A 17,681-nucleotide genomic window follows, 5' to 3' on the forward strand; every position below is an offset into this window, starting at 1 on the left:
GCCGCCGGAGGTCCTGGCGGCCACGCCGCGGCCGTAACCGGCCAGCTCCTCGGCGGTGGGCAGCTTCATGCTCGTGTGGGTGTCCCGGCTGGAGTCCGGGGCCGCGCCCCGCACCAGGGGCACGGCTCCGCGGTGGCTCGGCGGCTCGAACAGCCCGATGTCCGGCTCGTACGGGGTGTCGTCGTCGGCGTCGGCCGGGTGCTCATCGGGTGCGTCGATGTCGAGCGGCGGCAGGCCCGCCAGCTGCGGTAGCTGGTCGCGGAGCCGTTCGCCCAGCTCTCCGGCGGTGAGCCGGGACGCGGGGGCCTTGGCGAGGCACTGGGCGAGGAGCTGCCACAGCTCGTCGGGAAGGTCCGGAAGCGGGGCGACCGCCTCGGTGACATGGCGGCGCAGTACGGCGCCGGGGTGGCCGCCGCCGAACGGGGTGAAGCCGGCCAGGAGCTCGTACAGCACGGTGGCGAGGGCGTAGATGTCGACACTGGCACGCGGCGGGAGGCCCTCGATGATCTCGGGGGCGAGGTAGTCCGGAGTGCCGATGATGCGGGTGGCGCGGGTGCGGCGCGGGGAGTCGACGAGGCGGGCGATGCCGAAGTCGGTGAGGAGGGCGGGGGGCGCGCCGCCGGGGCCGGTGGGGGCGGCGGAGTCGAGCAGGACGTTCTCGGGCTTGACGTCACGGTGGACGACGCCGGCGGCATGCGCGGCGGCCAGTCCGTCCGCGACATCGGCGGCGATCGCGACGGCGGCCTCGGGGGCGAGCCGGCGCTCGCGCTCCAGCCGGGACCGCAGATCGGTGCCGCGCACCAGGTCCATGACCAGCGCGAGGTCGGTGCCGTCGACGACGAGGTCGCGGATGCCGACGATCTGCGGATGGTCGAGGGAGAGCAGCGCGGTGCGCTCCTGCACGAAGCGGCCGACGAGATCCTGGTCGGAGGCGAGATCCTCGCGCAGCAGCTTGATGGCGACCGGACCCTCGGGGCCCTCACCCAGCCACACCGTGCCGGCGGATCCCCGCCCCAGCACCTGGTGGGCGGTGTACCGGCTGCCGATCTTCCTTGCCAAAGCCTGCTCCGACTCCTCCGAAGGTCCGTCGCGCCGCAGCGCAGCGCTGTCGCGTTGGCGACAAAACTACGCGGCCCGGCGGCCGTTCGGGGGGCCGGTGGGTGGTGACGTGTGGTTCTGCGGGGGAAATCACCCCCCAGGTGTCGACAAGTCGCCAACGCAACGGGGGTGGTTGGGGCTGGTTGTGGCTAGTTGCCCGATCCGGTGACCTGGGCGATCTTGTCCCAGGCGGTGCTGACCCAGCCGTACGTGGTGTCCCACAGGTTCTTGCCGCTGTTGACCCAGTCCGGGAGCGGAGTGGTGTACCAGACCACCACGAAGATGATGATCAGCACGAGGATCGAGGTCAGACACCCCTTGAGGCAGCCCAGGCCGGGGATCTTCATCGGGTTGGCGCTGCGCGGACGCGGCTCGCGGCGGGCGGCGGGCTGCTCCGGCGGCGGCCGCTGCGGCTCGTACCGCTGCGGCTGTGGCTGCTGGTAGCGCGGCTGGACCTGCTGCTGGGGCTGCTGGGGCTGCTGCTGATAGCGCGGCTGGGGCTGGGCAGGCTGCTGCGGCGCGTACGGCTGCTGCCCCTGCTGCTGGTACTGCCCCTGCTGGCCCTGCGGGTTCTGCTGCCGGCCGCCGGGCTGCCTGCGCGGCCTGCGGCGCAGCGGGTCCTGCTCCGGGTCGAGGTACTGGAGCTCCGTCTGCTCGCCGCGCTGCCTGGCCGCGCTGAGCTGGGACTGCCAGGGGTGGGGGTCCTGGGACTGCGGGATCTGCGGCGTCCGGTCGTCCCCCGAGCCCTGCGGCGGGCCGCCGGGCACCGGCGGCATGACGCGGGTGCGGTCGGCGCCCGGCCCGGCCGGGGCGGAGTGCGGCAGCACACCGGTCGCGCTGTTCGGGTCGTAGCTGTTCGCGTCGTAGCCGCTGTTCGGGTTGTAGCCGTTCGGGTCGTACGCGCTGTTCGGGGCGGAGAGGTGCGAGGGCAGCACCTGGGTCGGGTCGGCGCTGCCCAGGACGGCCGTCGGCGCGAGGTCGGGGCCGAGCAGCGCGGCGGCGGCGAGCGCCGCCTCCGCCTCGGCGGGGCTGGCGTGCGCGCCGACTCCGGCGGCGACCACACGCAGCGCGCGGGCCAGGTTCTCAGCGCTGGGCCGCTCTTCCGGAATCTTGCGCAGGCAGCGCTCGATGACCGTCCACAGCGGCTCCGGCACGGTGCTGGGGCGGCGCGGCTCCTCGCTCAGGTGCGCGTGCAGCACCTCCAGCGCGTTGTCGCCGCGGAACGGCGGGCGGCCGGTGACCAGCTCGTAGAGCAGGATTCCCGCGCCGTACATGTCGACGGCGGAGGTCTGCGGCTTGCCCTGCGCGGACTCCGGGGCGACATAGGCCGGAGTGCCGACGAACTCATGGGTCCTGGTGATGCCGGGCGAGTCCGCGAGGCGGGCGATGCCGAAGTCGGTGAGCATCGGGTGCATGCGCGCGCTGCCGTCGTCACCGTAGGTGGTGGCGATCAGCACATTGGCGGGCTTGAGGTCGCGGTGCACCACGCCGTCGGCGTGGCTGGCGGCGAGCGCGTCGGCGACGGCGGCGGTCAGCAGGGCCGCGCCGACCGGCGAGAACGGGCCATTGTCGCGCAGGTAGTGGTGCAGGTCGGGACCGTCGACGAGGTCCATCACCAGGGCGAGCAGATCACCCTCGACGACCAGGTCCCTGACCCGCACGATGTGCGGGTGGCGCAGCCGTACCAGCACCGCGCGCTCGCGCAGGAACCGCATCACGATGTCGGGGTCGCTCGCGAGCTCTTCCTTGAGCACCTTGATCGCGACGACGCCGTCCTCGTCGCGTACCCGGGCGCGCCAGACGGTGCCCGTCGCCCCGCGTCCGAGTACCTCGTCGAGGAGGTACTTGCTGCCTACCGGCCGCACGTCATGCGCTCCCTGGTCTTGGTGCTGCGTGGTGCCCTGCTTCGCCATGGCCCGTCGGGCCGGCCTTGCCAACTGTAGTGCCGCCGTCCTGACAGCCGCCCGGGATGGCAGGCGACCGGACGGCTGAGCATGGAGTTAGGACGCGAGGGGCCTCCGCTTGGTTGCTCCGCCCGCCGTCCCTCCTTACGACAAGTGGCCTCTTTTCGGTCAACAACCGATCATTCAAGATCACTACTGTCAGGACCGGGGGCGGGTTGTCAGTGGCAAGTGGGAGGATGCTTCCCGTACGGGTGCGGCGGGGGGCAACAGGGGCCTGCGTGCTCGTGCTTGTACGTGTCGACGCGCCCGTGCGCGGTGGGGAGGACACTTCCTGCCGGGCATCAGGGCAGAAGGGACCGCGGACGAGATGCAGATCCGGCTGACCGTCCTCGGGCCGCGCAGCGGCCGAGCGGCGCGCACCTGTGACGTGCTGATTACCGCGCCCGCGGGGACCGCTCTGAGCGCGGTCTCCGGTGCGCTCGCGTCGGGAGCCGGCTCCGGCCAGCCCGCACGCTCCTCCGGTTCGTCCGTCGCGCTGTACTGGGGCGCCGAGCGGCTCGATCCCGGCGCCCTGCTCGGCATGCCCCCGCTCGTCGACGGCGCCGTGCTGTCGTTGCACACCCCGGCGGAGCAGCACGCCGACCCGCGCGGAGGCACCTCGGCCCCGGCCCGGCTGTGCGTGATCGGCGGCCCCGACTCCGGCGGCGTCCATCTGCTGCAGGGCGGCCAGGTCAGGATCGGCCGCTCAGCCGAGGCCGATGTTCCGCTGGACGACCCCGACGTCTCCCGGCTGCACTGCGACGTCACCGTCGCCGCCGACGGCCGGGTCACCGTCGCCGACCTCGGCTCGACCAACGGCACCACCGTCGATGACCGCCCGGTGGGCGACCGGCCGGTCCCGCTCTCCCCCGGCGCGCTGCTCCGTATCGGCGAATCCACCCTCTATCTGGAACCCGGCCGCGGCGGCATCCCCGTCCCGGCGGCGCCGGACAGCGAGGGCCACCTCCGCGTCACCCTTCCCCCGTCCGTCCGTCCGGACGGGGGTCACGGCTCCGCCACGTACCCCGGCGACCGGTGGGGGCCGGGCGGGCCCGGCGCGCCGCCACTGCCTCTGATCCCGCCCTCCACCGAGCCCCCGCGCGCTGAGGCCCCGCGCGCTGAGGCCCCGCGTACCGAGCCGTCGCACGCTGAGGCCCCGCGCACGGAGCCCCCGAGCACGGAGCCCCCGGGCACTGGGCCCTCGCGCCGGCAGGACACCCCGCAGAGCGGTTCGCACGGATACGCGGACCAGGAGGTGACCTACGGCCGCGGCGAGCGGCTGCGGCCCGAGGACGGGGCACCGCCGCCGCGGCAGGGACAGCCCGGCGGCGGACGGGTCGCCGGGACGATAGGAGCCTGGGCACGACGGCTGGCGGCCGGCCGGACGGGAAGCGGCACGGCGGGGCAGGGCGCGGACGGCGCCAGACTGGCCGCCGAGGCGGCCGCGCTGCGGGAACGGTGGCCGGACCCGGCCACCGTGCTGCTGACCGCACTGGGGCCCGGCCAGCGGCTGTGGGAGCGCGGGCCCGGCCACCCGGACGCGCTGACACTGCGGCTGGGCACGGCCGATCTGCCCTCGGAGGACGGCACGGGCACCCTGCGGGCGGTGCCCTTCACGGTCGATCTGCGGGATCCCCACACCTTCGCGCTGGGGCTGGCCGGGCCGCGGCCACGGCTGGCGGGCCTGGCCCGCGCCGTGCTGGCACAGGCCTGCGCGCTGCACTCCCCCACCACGCTGGAGCTGGTGCTGATCAGCGCGGACCGCTCCCGCGGCGCTGAGCAGCGGTCCGACGAATGGGCCTGGCTCAACTGGCTGCCGCAGCTGCGCCCCGCACACGGCCAGGACTGCCGGCTGCTGCTCGCGTTCGACCGTGAGCAGGCCGGCGCGCGCGTCACAGAACTGGCCCGCCGGCTGGAGGACGGACCGCTGGGCTCCGGCTGGGCCGGGGCCGCCCCGGAGGCCGTCGCCGAGGCCGCGGCCCGCAGAGAGGGCCCGTACACCCTGGTCGTGGTGGACGGCGATCCCGGTTCCGCCGCGCTGCGCGACACCCTCGGCCGGATAGCGGCCGCCGGTCCCTCGGTCGGGATGCATGTGGTCTGCCTGGCCGAGTCGCCAGAACGGCTCGCGACGGAGTGCGGCGCGGTCGCCCGGCTCTCGGGCGATGTCGCGACGACACTGCGGATGGATCCGCACGGGCCCGCGCAGGTCGTCGTCGACGCGGTGTCGCCCGCGTGGGCGGAGCGGTTCGCCCGGGCGCTCGCGCCGCTGCGCGAGACGGACACGGCGGCGCCGCGCACCCGCAACGCGCTGCCGCGCACCGTACGGCTGCTGGACGCGCTGGATCTGGCGCTGGCCACCCCCGCGAAGATCACCGCGCGCTGGGACGGCACACCGGATCCCGCACAGACCGAAGCCGAAGGCGGCGAGGACGCCGGGCAGCAGGGCCTCACCGGTTACGCACGGGCCGGCGGCCGGGCGCTGGCGGTGCTGGGTTCGGGTTCCGGCGGCCGGGTCGTCGTCGACCTGGCGGCGGAGGGGCCGCATCTGATGGTGGGCGGCGCCCCCGGTTCGGGGAAGACCGAGCTGCTGCGGTCGGTCGCCTCGGCGCTGGCCGCCGCCGAGCGGCCGGACCGGCTGGCGCTGGTCCTGGTCGACGGCGCGGGGACCGAGCGCGGCGAAGGGCTGCGCGCGGTCACGGATCTGCCCCATGTCTCGACGTATCTGGCGGCCTCCGATCCCACCCGGATGCGCGCGTTCGCCCAGGCGCTCGGCGCCGAGCTCAAGCGCCGCGAGGAGCTGCTCGGCGGCCAGGCCTTCGGGGAGTGGCACGCGGACCGGATGGTGACCGTGCCGAGGCAGTCCACGGCGCGGGGCGACGGCCGCAAACCGTCCGAGCAGGGCGCGCTGCGCGTCCAGACGCGCAACGATTCCGCGCTCCCCCGGCTGGTGGTCGTGGTAGACGATTTCGACGCGCTGGTCGCGCCGGGGCTCGGCAGTACCGGCCGCCCGGCGGCCGGTTCCGTCGTGCGGGCGCTGGAGGCGGTGGCCCGCGACGGCGAGCGGCTAGGCGTCCACCTGGTCGCGTCGACGGGGCGCCCGGAGCGCACCTCGGGCACCGAGGCGGACGAACGGTCCCGGCTGCGGATCGCGCTGCGCACCGAGGATCCGGCGTCGGCCACCCTGCTGGTCCATGTCGAGGACCCGGCGGGGCTGGACGAGGAGCTGCCGGGCCGCGGCTATCTGCGCCGCCCCGGCGGGGCCGTGGCGCCGTTCCAGGCGGGCCGGGTCAGCGGCCGCATCCCCCGTACGGCCACGCTGCGGCCCACGGTGGTGCCGCTGGAGTGGGAGCGGATGGGCGACCCGCCGACCCGAAGGCCGCTGCGCGAGCTGGGCAACGGGCCGACGGACCTCGCGCTGCTCGCCAGCGCGCTGCAGCGGGCCGCCGAGTCGACGGGGGCCGGTGCGGCCGTTCCGCTGTTGTGACGGATCACGTGGTGTGACAGATCGCGCGCGAGGCCCAAGTTTCCGCTGAATAAACCCCGCTGACACCGCATCACGTCATGGTCACGATCAACCCCTATACCCCACCCTTGCCCTTGCGTCGCCGTTCGGCCCGGGCGTAGGACAGACGGACGGGACCGAGGGGATGAGCAGATGCGTACATTCAGCACGCGCGCGCACAACCGCCAGGCACGAACCGCATTGGCCGTCATAGCGGCCACCGCACTGACGCTCACCGCGGCCGGATGCGGCGGCGACAGCAAGAAGGACAGTGGGGCGAAGGCCACAACGCCTTCCTCCTCCGGACTACAGTTGCCGGATCTCAAGGGCCAGAAGCTCGAGGTGGCCGCCGTATGGACCGGCCCCGAGCAGAAGAACTTCCAGAATGTGCTGGACGAATTCAAGAAGCGCACCGGCGCGGAGGTCACCTTCGTACCGACCGGTGACAGCACCTCCACGTTCCTCGGGACGAAGATCCAGGGCGGGGCGCCGCCGGACGTGGCGTTCCTGCCGCAGGTCGGCGTGCTGCACCAGTTCGCGGAGAAGGGCTGGCTGAAGCCGCTGGGCCCGGAGGCCCAGGCGCAGCTGGACAAGAATTTCTCGAAGGGCTGGAAGGATCTCGGCGGGTACCAGGGCAAGCAGTACGGGGTGTATGCCAAGGCCGCGAACAAGTCGCTGATCTGGTACAACACCGCGGCATTCCAGCAGGCGGGCGCGGCGGAGCCGAAGAGCTGGGACGACTTCCTGAAGACCGCGGAGACGGTCTTCGAGTCGGGCACGCCCGCGGTGTCGGTCGGCGGCGCGGACGGCTGGACACTGACCGACTGGTTCGAGAACGTCTATCTGAGCCAGGCGGGACCGGAGAAGTACGACCAGCTCGCACAGCACAAGATCAAGTGGACCGACCCGTCCGTGAAGGACGCGCTGACCACCCTGGCCGGCCTGTTCGGCAAGAAGGACCTCCTCGCGGGCGGCCAGAGCGGCGCGCTGCAGACCGACTTCCCGAAGTCGATCACCCAGACCTTCACCGGTACTCCGCCCGGTGCCGCGATGGTCTACGAGGGTGACTTTGTCGCCTCGGTCATCTCCGCCAGCACCAAGGCGAAGGTGGGCACGGACGCCAAGGTGTTCCCGTTCCCGGCCGTCGGCAGCGGCAAGGCGCCCGTGGTCAGCGGCGGCGATGTGGCTGTGGCGCTGAAGGACAGCAAGGGCGCGCAGGCGCTGCTGACCTTCCTCGCCTCGACCGACGCGGCGCAGGTGTGGGCGAAGCCCGGCGGTTTCCTGTCGCCGAACAAGTCGCTGCCCATGTCGGCCTATCCCGATGACGTCACCCGTGGCATCGCCACGGCGCTGATCTCGGCGGGCGACGACTTCCGGTTCGACATGTCCGACCAGGCGCCCGCCGCGTTCGGCGGTACGAAGGGCGAGGGCGAGTGGAAGGACCTGCAGGACTTCCTGGTGAAACCGGCCGATGTGGCCGGCGCCCAGGCCAAACTCGAAGCGGACGCCACCAAGGCGTACAAGGGCTGAGGCGTCGGTGACCTCGTCGGTGACCACGGGGGGCGCGGCCGGACCGCCCCCCGTGAGACGCAAGAGTCTGATGGGCACCCGCCCATGGGTGGCGATCGCCTTTCTGCTGCCCGCGCTGGTGCTGCTCGGTTCGCTGGTGCTGTACCCGATCGGGTACACCCTCCAGCGCAGCCTGTTCGACGCGGACAACGCGTCGTTCGTCGGCCTGAAGAACTTCGGTGAGGTCTTCAGCGACCCCGGCAATCTGACGGCCGTCAAGAACAACGCGATCTGGGTGGTGATCGCCCCGGTGGTGGCCACCGCGCTGGGGCTGATCTTCGCGGTACTGACCGAGCGGGTGTCCTGGGGCACGGCTTTCAAGCTCGTGGTCTTCATGCCGATGGCGATCTCGATGCTGGCCGCCGGGATCATCTTCCGGCTGGTGTACGAGAACGACCCGGGCAAGGGGGTCGCCAACGCCGTCGTGGTCTCGATCCATGACACCTTCGCCGAGGCGTCCGCCTATCCGGGTGCCAGACCACGGCCCAACAGCGATCTGGCGTCGACGGCGGGCGGCTCGTACACCTCCAAGTCGCAGGCCAGGCCGGGCACCGCGGCGGCGCTGCCGCTGATCGGGATCCCGCAGAACAGGATCCCGGCCGGGGCGCAGGACGCCAAGGCCGCCGCGCCCGCGGCGGACGGCGTCTCGGGCACGGTGTGGCTGGACTTCAAGCCCGGTGGCGGCGGGAAGCCGGGCGTGATCGACCCGGGCGAGAAGGCGCTGCCGGGCGTCAAGGTCGAGGCGGTGAAGGACGGCAAGGTCGTCGCGTCGGCGAAATCCGGTGACGACGGCACGTTCTCGCTGCCGGCCTCGGCGGCGGGAGCCCAACTGCGGCTGCCCGCCTCCAACTTCGCCTCACAGTACAACGGCGTCGACTGGCTCGGCCCGAGCCTGGTCACACCGTCCATCATCGTCTCGTACATCTGGATGTGGGCGGGCTTCGCGATGGTGCTGATCGCGGCCGGCCTGGCCGGTGTGCCGCGTGAACTGCTGGAGCAGGCGCGGGTGGACGGCGCCAGCGAGTGGCAGGTGTTCCGGAAGATCACCGTGCCGCTGCTGGCACCGGTCCTGGTGGTGGTCCTCATCACCTTGATGATCAACGTGCTGAAGATCTTCGACCTCGTCTACATCATCGCGCCGGGCGCGTCGCAGAAGGACGCCAACGTGCTCGCCCTGCAGCTGTACCTGAAGTCCTTCGGCGGCGGCAACGACCAGGGGGTCGGCAGTGCGATCGGCGTCCTCCTGCTGCTGCTCGTCCTGCCTGTGATGATCTTCAATATCCGGCGGCTGCGCAGAGAGGCACGACGATGAGCGCGATCGCGGCGAAACTCGCGGCCTGGGTCAGTGGCGGCGCGGTCCGCGTCTTCCTGATCGTGGTCGCGCTCTTCTGGCTGCTGCCGACCATCGGCCTGCTGCTGTCCTCCCTGCGCGACCCCACGGACATCGCGGCGACCGGCTGGTGGAAGGTCTTCAGCGCCCCTTCCCAGCTCACGGTCTCCAACTACAAGTCGCTGCTCAGCAACGACACCGTCGTCAACTCGCTCGTCAACACGATCCTCATCACCGTCCCCACCACGCTGCTCGTCGTCGTCATCGGCTCGCTGGCCGGCTACGCCTTCGCCTGGATGGACTTCCGCGGTCGCGACTGGTGGTTCCTGGCCGTGGTGGGCCTGCTGGTCGTTCCGGTCCAGGTGGCGCTGATCCCGGTCGCCCAGCTCTTCGGGAAGGTCGGCATCTTCGGTGACATCACCGGCGTGGTGCTCTTCCACACCGCCTTCGGCCTGCCGTTCGCGATCTTCCTGCTGCGGAACTTCTTCGCGGAGATCCCGCGCGAACTGCTGGAGGCGGCACGCCTGGACGGGGCCGGCGAGCTGCGGCTCTTCACCACCGTGATCATGCCGCTGGGCGGCCCCGCCATCGCCTCGCTGGGCATCTTCCAGTTCCTGTGGGTGTGGAACGACATGCTGGTGGCGCTGATCTTCGCCGACAGCAACTCGCAGCCGATCACCGTCGCCCTGCAGCAGCAGGTCCGGCAGTTCGGCAGCAACATCGACATCCTCGCGCCGGGCGCGTTCGTGTCCATGGTGATCCCGCTGGCCGTGTTCTTCGCCTTCCAGCGGCAGTTCGTGTCGGGGGTGATGGCGGGCGCCGTGAAGTAGCCCGGGTCAACACGCGGGCAACCCGGGTCAACACGCGGCCGACCCGGGTCAACGCGCGGGCAAGCACACCCGCGTACGCCGTAACCAGATCACTCTCCGCGACGTTGCGCCCCATATAACGGGCACAGGCCGCGTACATCACTGTTCATCCGATAACCGAGTAATCCTCGCATTTGGTGCGTACGCGGGCGCCCGTCCACAGCGCCCGCGTCGACTCCTGGATGTGCCTTGCCTCGGTTCAGCGTCATCGTTCCCGCCTACAAGGTTCAGGCCTATCTGCACGCCTGCCTGGCATCCGTATTGACCCAGTCCTTCACCGACTTCGAACTGATCGTGGTCAACGACGGCTCACCGGACGGCAGCGGCGAGATCATCGACGAGTTCGCCGGCCGTGACCACCGGATCACCGCCATCCACCTCCCGGAGAACGTCGGCCCGGGACACGCCCGCAACGCCGGCCTGTCCCGCGCCACCGGCGACTATCTGCTCTTCCTCGACAGCGACGACACGCTCGCCCCGGGCTCCCTGCGGGCGATCGCCGACCGCGTCAAGGAGACCGGCGGTCCTGACCTCCTCGTCTACGACTACGAACGCACCTACTGGAACGGCGACGCGCGGCGCAACCGGTTCGCCGGGCTCCTCGCCCAGAGCGGCCCGGCCGCCTTCGTCCTCGACGACCGCCCGGAGCTGCTCCGCCTGCTCACGGTCGTCTGGAACAAGGCGTACCGCCGCGAGTTCGTCGAACGCCGCGGGCTGTCCTTCCCGCCCGGCTACTACGAGGCCACTCCGTGGACCCATGAGGCGCTGCTGGCCGCCGGGTCGATCGCCGTCCTCGACCGGGTGTGCGTCCACTACCGGCAGCGCCGGCGCGGCAACATCCTCGCCACCACGAGCCGCCGGCACTTCGACATCTTCAAGCAGTACGACCGGGTGTTCGCCTTCCTCGACAGCCACCCGGAGCTGGAGCGCTGGCGGCCGGTCCTCTTCGGCCGGATGCTCGACCACCTCACCGCCGTCTACAACGTCCCCGGCCGGCTGCCGCGTTCGGCGCGCGCCGACTACTTCAAGCGCTGCCGCTCCTACTACCGCCGGCACCGCCCGCGGAAGTACCGCGCCCCCCTCGGCGGCCGCTCGGGGCTGCGCTGCCTCCTGGTGCGCCTCGGGGCACGCCGCACCTTCCGGGCGCTCGGCGCCGTCCACCGGCTGCGGCTGCGCTCGCAGGCGCGCGCGACCGCCGGCTGCGGCCGGATCCGCGAGGCCGCGCTGCGGCTGCACTACCGCCTCCAGCGCCGCCGCGCCCTCGACCCGGATCTGGCGGTCTTCTCCGCCTACCGGGACCGTGGCTATGTCTGCAACCCGGCCGCGATCGAGGCCCGGCTGCGGGAGCTCGCGCCGCACATCCGCACCGCCTGGGTCACCACCCTCGAGCACGCCCACACCCTGCCGCCGGGCGTGCGCCGGCTGCAACCGGGCTCGGCCGCCTACTGGACGGCGCTGGCCCGCGCCAAGTACCTGGTCAGCAACGCCGAGTTCGACCACCGCTACACCAAGCGGGCCGGCCAGCTCAATCTGCAGACCCACCACGGCACCCCGCTCAAGCACATGGGCCTGGACCTGCGGGAGTTCCCGGCCGCCGCGCGCGGGACCGACTTCGAACAGCTGCTCCAGCACGTGGACCGCTGGGACTACAGCCTGTCGTCCAACCGGCACTCCAGCCTCACCTGGGAGCGCGCCTACCCGTCCGGCTTCACCACTCTCGAGTACGGCCAGCCGCGCAATGACATCTTCCAGCGGGCCACCACCGAGGACATCCTCCGCATCCGCGCCGAGCTGGGCATTCCGCGCGACTCCACGGCGGTGCTGTACGCGCCCACCCACCGCGACTACCGCGGCGGCTACCGGCCGGAACTCGACGTGGACCGGATGGCCCGGGAACTTGGCCCCGGATTCACGGTCCTGATGCGCACCCATCACCTCTACGACACCGGAGCGCAGCACGCTGCCGGACAGCCGGCCTTCCTCGACGTGTCCCGGCACCCGTCCGTCGAGCAGCTCTGCCTGGCCTCGGACGTGCTGCTGACCGACTACTCGTCGCTGATGTTCGACTACGCCAATCTCGACCGGCCGATCGTCATCCATGCCGAGGACTGGGAGGTCTACCGTGCGTCGCGCGGAGCCTACTTCGACATCACCGCGCAGCCGCCCGGCCTCGTCGCGCGCAGTGAGGATGAATTGACCGACATCCTCGCCACCGACGCCTGGCGCGGGCCGCGCTCCGCCCAGCTGCGCGCCGCCTTCCGCGAGCGCTTCTGCCCGTACGACGACGGAAACGCCGCCGAGCGCGTGGTCCGCCGGCTGTTCCTGGAGGACCACCGGGGCCTGCGGGGCCTGCCGGAGGACACCCTCCCCTCGGTCATCCCCCTCGAGGACCGCCGTCCCGCGCCGGCGCCCGGCCAGGCGCGCGCGCTGTCCAGCCGGCCGCACACCGGGACCCTGTCCGTCTCCGCCTCACTCGCGTCAAGCGACCACTGAACGGAACCCCCATGACCGCCACCCCCGTGGAAGCCCCCGTGGAAGCCCCCGTGAAAACCGCCGAGCAGCTTCCCCTCCCCACGCGACTGGCCGATGTGAAGGGCTGGTTCTTCCCCGCCGACCAGGTGCTCTTCGACTGGTTCCTCAGCCGCCAGCAGGACCTCACCGAGCCCGGCGACCTGCTCGAAGTGGGCGTGTACATGGGCAAGAGCGCCATTTTCACCGGCTCCTATCTGCGGGAGGGTGAGCGCTTCACGGTCTGCGACCTGTTCGACGGGCCCGCCGAGGACACCGCGAACAGCGCCGAAATGGCCAGGTCGTACTCCACGCTCACCCGGCGGGCCTTCGAGGCGAACTACCTCGCCTTCCACCCGGAGCTGCCGACGGTCATCCAGGGCCTGTCCTCGGTCGTGCCCGACCATGTCACCGCCGACAGCTGCCGGTTCGTCCACATCGACGCCTCGCACCTGTACGAGCACGTCCACGCGGACATCGCCGACGCCCGTGACCTGCTGAAGCCGCACGGCATCGTCGTCCTCGACGACTTCCGCGCCGAGCACTGCCCCGGCGTCGCCGCCGCGGCCTGGCAGGCCGTGACCACCGGCGGGCTGCACGCCCTCTGCATCACCGGCACCAAGCTCTACGGCACCTGGGGCGACCCCGCGGCCGTCCGCACCGAGCTGCTGGCCTGGCTGGGGACCCGCGAGGACCTCTGGCACGAGGTGCAGACCGTCGCCGGCGAACAGCTCATCCGCATCAGCGGCAAGAAGGCCGCTCTCCCGGCCCAGCCCGCGCCCCGCCGCGGTATCGCCATCCCGGCCCAGGCCACCCCCAAGGACGGCGCCGCCGCCTCCGCCCCGGCCGCCGCCAAGTCCGCACCCGCACGAAGCCGCCGCTCCCCGCTCCGCCGCTTCGCGGTCAACGTGCTGCCGCCCTTCATCACAAAGGCGATCGTGAAGGCGAAGCAGCGCGACTAGGGCCTACCGGGGGCAGGGCCAGGGCGACGCAGTGCACGGGACAATCACCAAGAGCGACGAGTCCGCTACGCTGGGTCAAACCGAATTCTCCATCGCGCCGGAGCCGCCCAACCCACGGGAGGGGACGGGGTCGTAGGCGCGGGGGTCCGAAATGCTGCCGATCCATTTGTGGGCCGCCAGGCCCGTAAAGAGGCGATTTCGGACCCCCGTGCCGGAGAGCCCGGCCCCGCACCCTGCCCGGAAAGGCCCGCCTCCGAATGACGCCCCGACTGACCGTCGTCGTCCCCGTCCGCAACGTCGAGCAGTACCTGGAGGAATGCCTCCTGTCGGTCGCGGAACAGACACTGGACGGCCTCGAGGTAGTGATGGTCGACAACGGTTCGGCGGACCACGGCCCGGAGATCGCACAGCGCTTCGCCGACCGGGACCCGCGCTTCCGGCTGGTCCGCATGCAGCAGCAGGGCACCGAGGCCGGCACCGGGAAGGCCCGCAACACCGGGACGCGGCACGCGGATCCACGCACCACCTACCTGGCATTCCTCAACGGCGACGACCTCCTGCCGCCGCGGGCGTACGAGCGGCTCGTCGCCCTGCTGGACCGGTCGGGGTCGGACATCGCGACCGGAAACGTCTACCGGCTGACCTCGCGGGGCCGCAGCCAGGCGCGGCAGCAGCGCGGTATGCGCGAGACCGTGCGGGGCACTCACATCACCAGGGACCTCACGCTGCTCGCCGACCGGACCGTAAGCAACAAGGTGTTCCGCCGCACGTTCTGGGACGAGCACGCCCTCGTGTTCCCCGAAGGAGTGCACTTCGAGGACGCCCCCGTCACCATCCGGGCGCACTTCCTCGCCGAAGCCGTCGACGTCTTGCACGAGCACGTCGTCCACCGGCGGATCCACGAGGGCTTGGACACCCGGCGGCGCACCGACGTCAAGGGCCTGCGGGACCGCGTCGCGGCCGTCGACGGGGTCAGCCGCTTCCTCGCCCGCCCCGGCGCCAGCCCCGGCCTCGGCGCCAGCCCCGGCCCCGGCAACACGCCCTGGTCCGCGTACAAACGGGACTACGACCGTTCCGTCCTGGCCGATGATCTGCTGTCCTGCGCCCGGGTCCTGCCGATGGCCGGCCCGGAGTACCGCGAGGTCTTCCTGGACCGCGTCAGGGACTTCCTGACGCGCGTCGACCCGGCGCTCCACGGTGAACTCCCGGTGGAACTGCGGATCACCTGGCACCTGGTCCGCGAGGGCCGGCTCGGCGAGCTGCTGACCGTACTCGCCCACCAGGAGCGCAACGCGTCCGGCTTCACCGTCGCGGGCCCGCCGCTGCGCCGGCGCGCAGAACTCCCCGCCGAAGGAGGCGGCACGATCCGGCTGCCGCGCGCGACGACCGCGCTGTCCGCCGGTGACCTCCCGGTGCGGGCCCGCCTCCTGGAATCCCGCTGGGAGGACGGCAAGCTCGTCCTCACGGGCTATGCGTACATCCGCAACCTGGACGCCTCCAGCCGGCGCAGGTCCCTCAAGACCGCGTTCCTGACGTCCGGCCGCCGCAAGCTGCTGCTCCCGCTGCGTAACGTGCCGTGCCCCGAGGCCACCGACACCTCGGGGCAGGAGCAGCACTGCTACGACTGGTCCGGCTTCGAGATCACCGTCGACCCGAAGCGGCTGCGGCGCGGCGAGCGGTGGGTCGCGGGCCAGTGGCGGCTCGGCATCGCCGTGGCGACCTCCGGCGTCGTCCGCCAGGCCGCAGTGCGCGCCGGGGACAGCGGCTCGGGCGCCTCACCGCTGCCGCACGCACTGGGGAAGGGGTTGCGCCTGGTCCCGTGGTTCAAGGACGGGCGGCTGAAGCTGTCGGTCGAGCCGGTCATGGTCCGGCTGACCGGTCACCGCGCCCTGGACGACGACGGCGTCGAGCTGATCGCCGCCAACAGCGGTGACCAGCAGCCGCGCACCCTGCGGCTGACCCACCAGGCGTCCGGTACGGCCTTCGACTACCCCGCCGTCTGCCGCCCGGCCGGTCCGGCGGGGAGCGTGATCACGGTCCGGCTGTCCCTCGCCGACCTGGCGGGCACCCGCCCCACCATCGCCGACGGCCCGCAGGGCGTCATCGACGGGGCGACCGAGACCTGGGACGCGGTCTTCACCCTGCCCGACGGGCGGAATCCGCGGATCGTTCTCGACCGGCCGGTGCCGCCCGGCCGGTACGGGCTCGGCACCGACCCCCGGCTCGGCGGGATCCACCGCGAGCTGGTCTTCGAGGCCGGCCCCGCCGGGAACCTGGCGCTGCGCGACCGTACGCCCCAGCCGCTGGCCGACCGGGTCGTCCGGCGGCCCGACGGCTCGCTGCTCATCGAGGGCGACCTGCCGCCCGCCACGCCCGCCGGGGCCGAGCTGGTTCTCAAGCACGGCACGCACCGGGCGGAGGCCGTGTTCCCGGTCACCGCGGACGGGGACCGATTCAGGGTGACCGTTCAGCCGGCGGACGCGGCGCCGTGCGAAGGCCGCTGGTACCTCCACCTGCGTGCCGCGGAGACCGACGCCCCCATGCGCGTCGCCCCCGCCGCGTTCCCCGCCCTGCCGCTGTCGCTCGCCCTGCCGTACGGCGGCCGGGCCCTGGCGCTGAACCGCCGCCACCACGACCAGCTGATCCTGGACGCCGGTCCCGCCGTGCCGCCCGAGGACCACGGCCCGTACCGCCGGCGGCTGCTGCGCGAGCGGCACTATCCGCAGGCCCGCGGCCGGGAGCTGCGGGACTCCGTGCTCTACAGCAGCTTCGACGGCCGCCAGTACTCGGACTCGCCGCGCGCCGTCCATGAGGAGCTGGTGCGCCGCGGCGCCGCCCTCGACCACCTGTGGGTGGTCGGCGACGCCCGGGTGCAGCTGCCGCCCACCGCGCGCGCCGTCATCCACGGCAGCGCCGCATGGCACGAGGCGCTCGCGCGCAGCCGCCACCTCGTCACCAATACCCATCTGCCCGCCTGGTTCCAGCGGCGCGAGGGCCAGCGGGTCGTCCAGACCTGGCACGGCACCCCCGTCAAGCGCATCGGCCAGGACCTGGCCGGCACCCTGTGCGCCGACCTCAGCCACCTGTGGCCGCAGCCCCGGCGCGGCCACCAGTGGGACGTGCTCATCTCCCCGAACCCGTACAGCACACCGCTGCTGCGCCAGGCGCTCGGTTACGACGGCGAGGTCGCCGAGACCGGGCTCCCGCGTACCGACGTGTTCTTCGCCGACGACCGCGACAAGCTCGCCGAGGAGGTCCGCTCCCGGCTCGGCCTCCCGCCGGGCAAGCGGGTCGTCCTGTACGCCCCCACCCAGCGCGACGACCAGGCGTACGACGAGCGGCACTACAAGCTGGACCTCGCCCTGGACCTGGCCGCGGCGGAGTCGGCGCTCGCCGCCGATCACGTCCTGCTGGTCCGCGCCCATCCGCTGGTCGCCGACCGGGTGGCGGTCAACGGCAGCGGCTTCGCCCGGGATGTCTCCGGCCACCCGGATCTCGCCGAGCTGCTGCTCATCGCCGACGTGCTGGTCACCGACTATTCGTCCGCGATGGCCGACTTCGCGAACACCGGCCGCCCCATGCTCTTCCTCACCCCGGACCTGGACCACTACCGCGACACCCTCCGCGGCTTCTACCTCGATTTCGAGGCCCAGGCCCCCGGCCCCCTCCTGCACAGCACCGCCGACCTGATCGGCGCGCTGCGCGATCTGGACGCCGTCACCCGGCACAGCGCGGACAACTACGCACAGTTCCAGGCCGCATTCTGTCCCCTGGATGATGGATTGGCCGCCTCCCGAGTCGCTGACCTGCTGCTTTCCGTCCGCAGCTGAGAGTCCCCCGCACCGGTGTCCGGCTGCCCTGGTGTTCGCCGTCACCGCGCTGCTAGCGTTCATGACCAAA

General features: G+C 72.3%; 9 protein-coding genes. 7 read left to right on the forward strand and 2 right to left on the reverse strand.

Annotation, left to right across the window (positions count from 1 at the left end):
* Together QMK24_RS30460 and QMK24_RS30465 are read right to left on the reverse strand one after the other, a co-directional pair.
* A partial coding sequence (locus QMK24_RS30460; RefSeq protein ID WP_283470052.1) for a serine/threonine-protein kinase occupies positions 1–1,059 on the reverse strand: 1,059 nt, incomplete at its 3' end.
* Between the two features lie 188 nt (positions 1,060–1,247).
* A complete protein-coding gene (locus tag QMK24_RS30465; protein WP_283470053.1) occupies positions 1,248–2,963 on the reverse strand; it encodes a serine/threonine-protein kinase in 1,716 nt (571 codons plus the stop codon).
* Positions 2,964–3,369: 406 nt separating this feature from the next.
* On the opposite strand from QMK24_RS30465, the gene QMK24_RS30470 reads away from it, so the two are divergent.
* From QMK24_RS30470 to QMK24_RS30500, 7 genes are all read left to right on the forward strand, one after another.
* Positions 3,370–6,525: an FtsK/SpoIIIE domain-containing protein gene (locus tag QMK24_RS30470; RefSeq protein WP_283470054.1), complete on the forward strand. Its 3,156-nt coding sequence runs from the start codon at positions 3,370–3,372 to the stop codon at positions 6,523–6,525.
* Positions 6,526–6,696: 171 nt separating this feature from the next.
* Positions 6,697–8,073, forward strand: a complete 1,377-nt coding sequence (locus QMK24_RS30475) for an ABC transporter substrate-binding protein (protein WP_283470055.1) — start codon at positions 6,697–6,699, stop codon at positions 8,071–8,073.
* Between the two features lie 70 nt (positions 8,074–8,143).
* A complete protein-coding gene (locus tag QMK24_RS30480) occupies positions 8,144–9,424 on the forward strand; it encodes a carbohydrate ABC transporter permease (RefSeq protein ID WP_283470081.1) in 1,281 nt (426 codons plus the stop codon).
* Positions 9,421–10,272, forward strand: a complete 852-nt coding sequence (locus tag QMK24_RS30485; RefSeq protein ID WP_283470056.1) for a carbohydrate ABC transporter permease — start codon at positions 9,421–9,423, stop codon at positions 10,270–10,272. The genes QMK24_RS30480 and QMK24_RS30485 overlap by 4 nt, the downstream gene beginning before the upstream one ends.
* A 228-nt stretch (positions 10,273–10,500) precedes the next feature.
* A complete protein-coding gene (locus QMK24_RS30490) occupies positions 10,501–12,804 on the forward strand; it encodes a bifunctional glycosyltransferase/CDP-glycerol:glycerophosphate glycerophosphotransferase (RefSeq protein ID WP_283470057.1) in 2,304 nt (767 codons plus the stop codon).
* Between the two features lie 11 nt (positions 12,805–12,815).
* The gene (locus tag QMK24_RS30495) at positions 12,816–13,781 is read left to right on the forward strand and encodes a class I SAM-dependent methyltransferase (protein WP_283470058.1); all 966 of its coding nucleotides are present in this window, start codon (positions 12,816–12,818) and stop codon (positions 13,779–13,781) included.
* A 257-nt stretch (positions 13,782–14,038) separates the two neighbouring features.
* The gene (locus QMK24_RS30500; protein ID WP_283470059.1) at positions 14,039–17,611 is read left to right on the forward strand and encodes a bifunctional glycosyltransferase/CDP-glycerol:glycerophosphate glycerophosphotransferase; all 3,573 of its coding nucleotides are present in this window, start codon (positions 14,039–14,041) and stop codon (positions 17,609–17,611) included.
* The last annotated feature ends 70 nt before the right edge of the window (positions 17,612–17,681 follow it).

It is taken from the genome of Streptomyces sp. PH10-H1 (assembly GCF_030063355.1).
Taxonomy (GTDB): Bacteria; Actinomycetota; Actinomycetes; order Streptomycetales; family Streptomycetaceae; genus Actinacidiphila.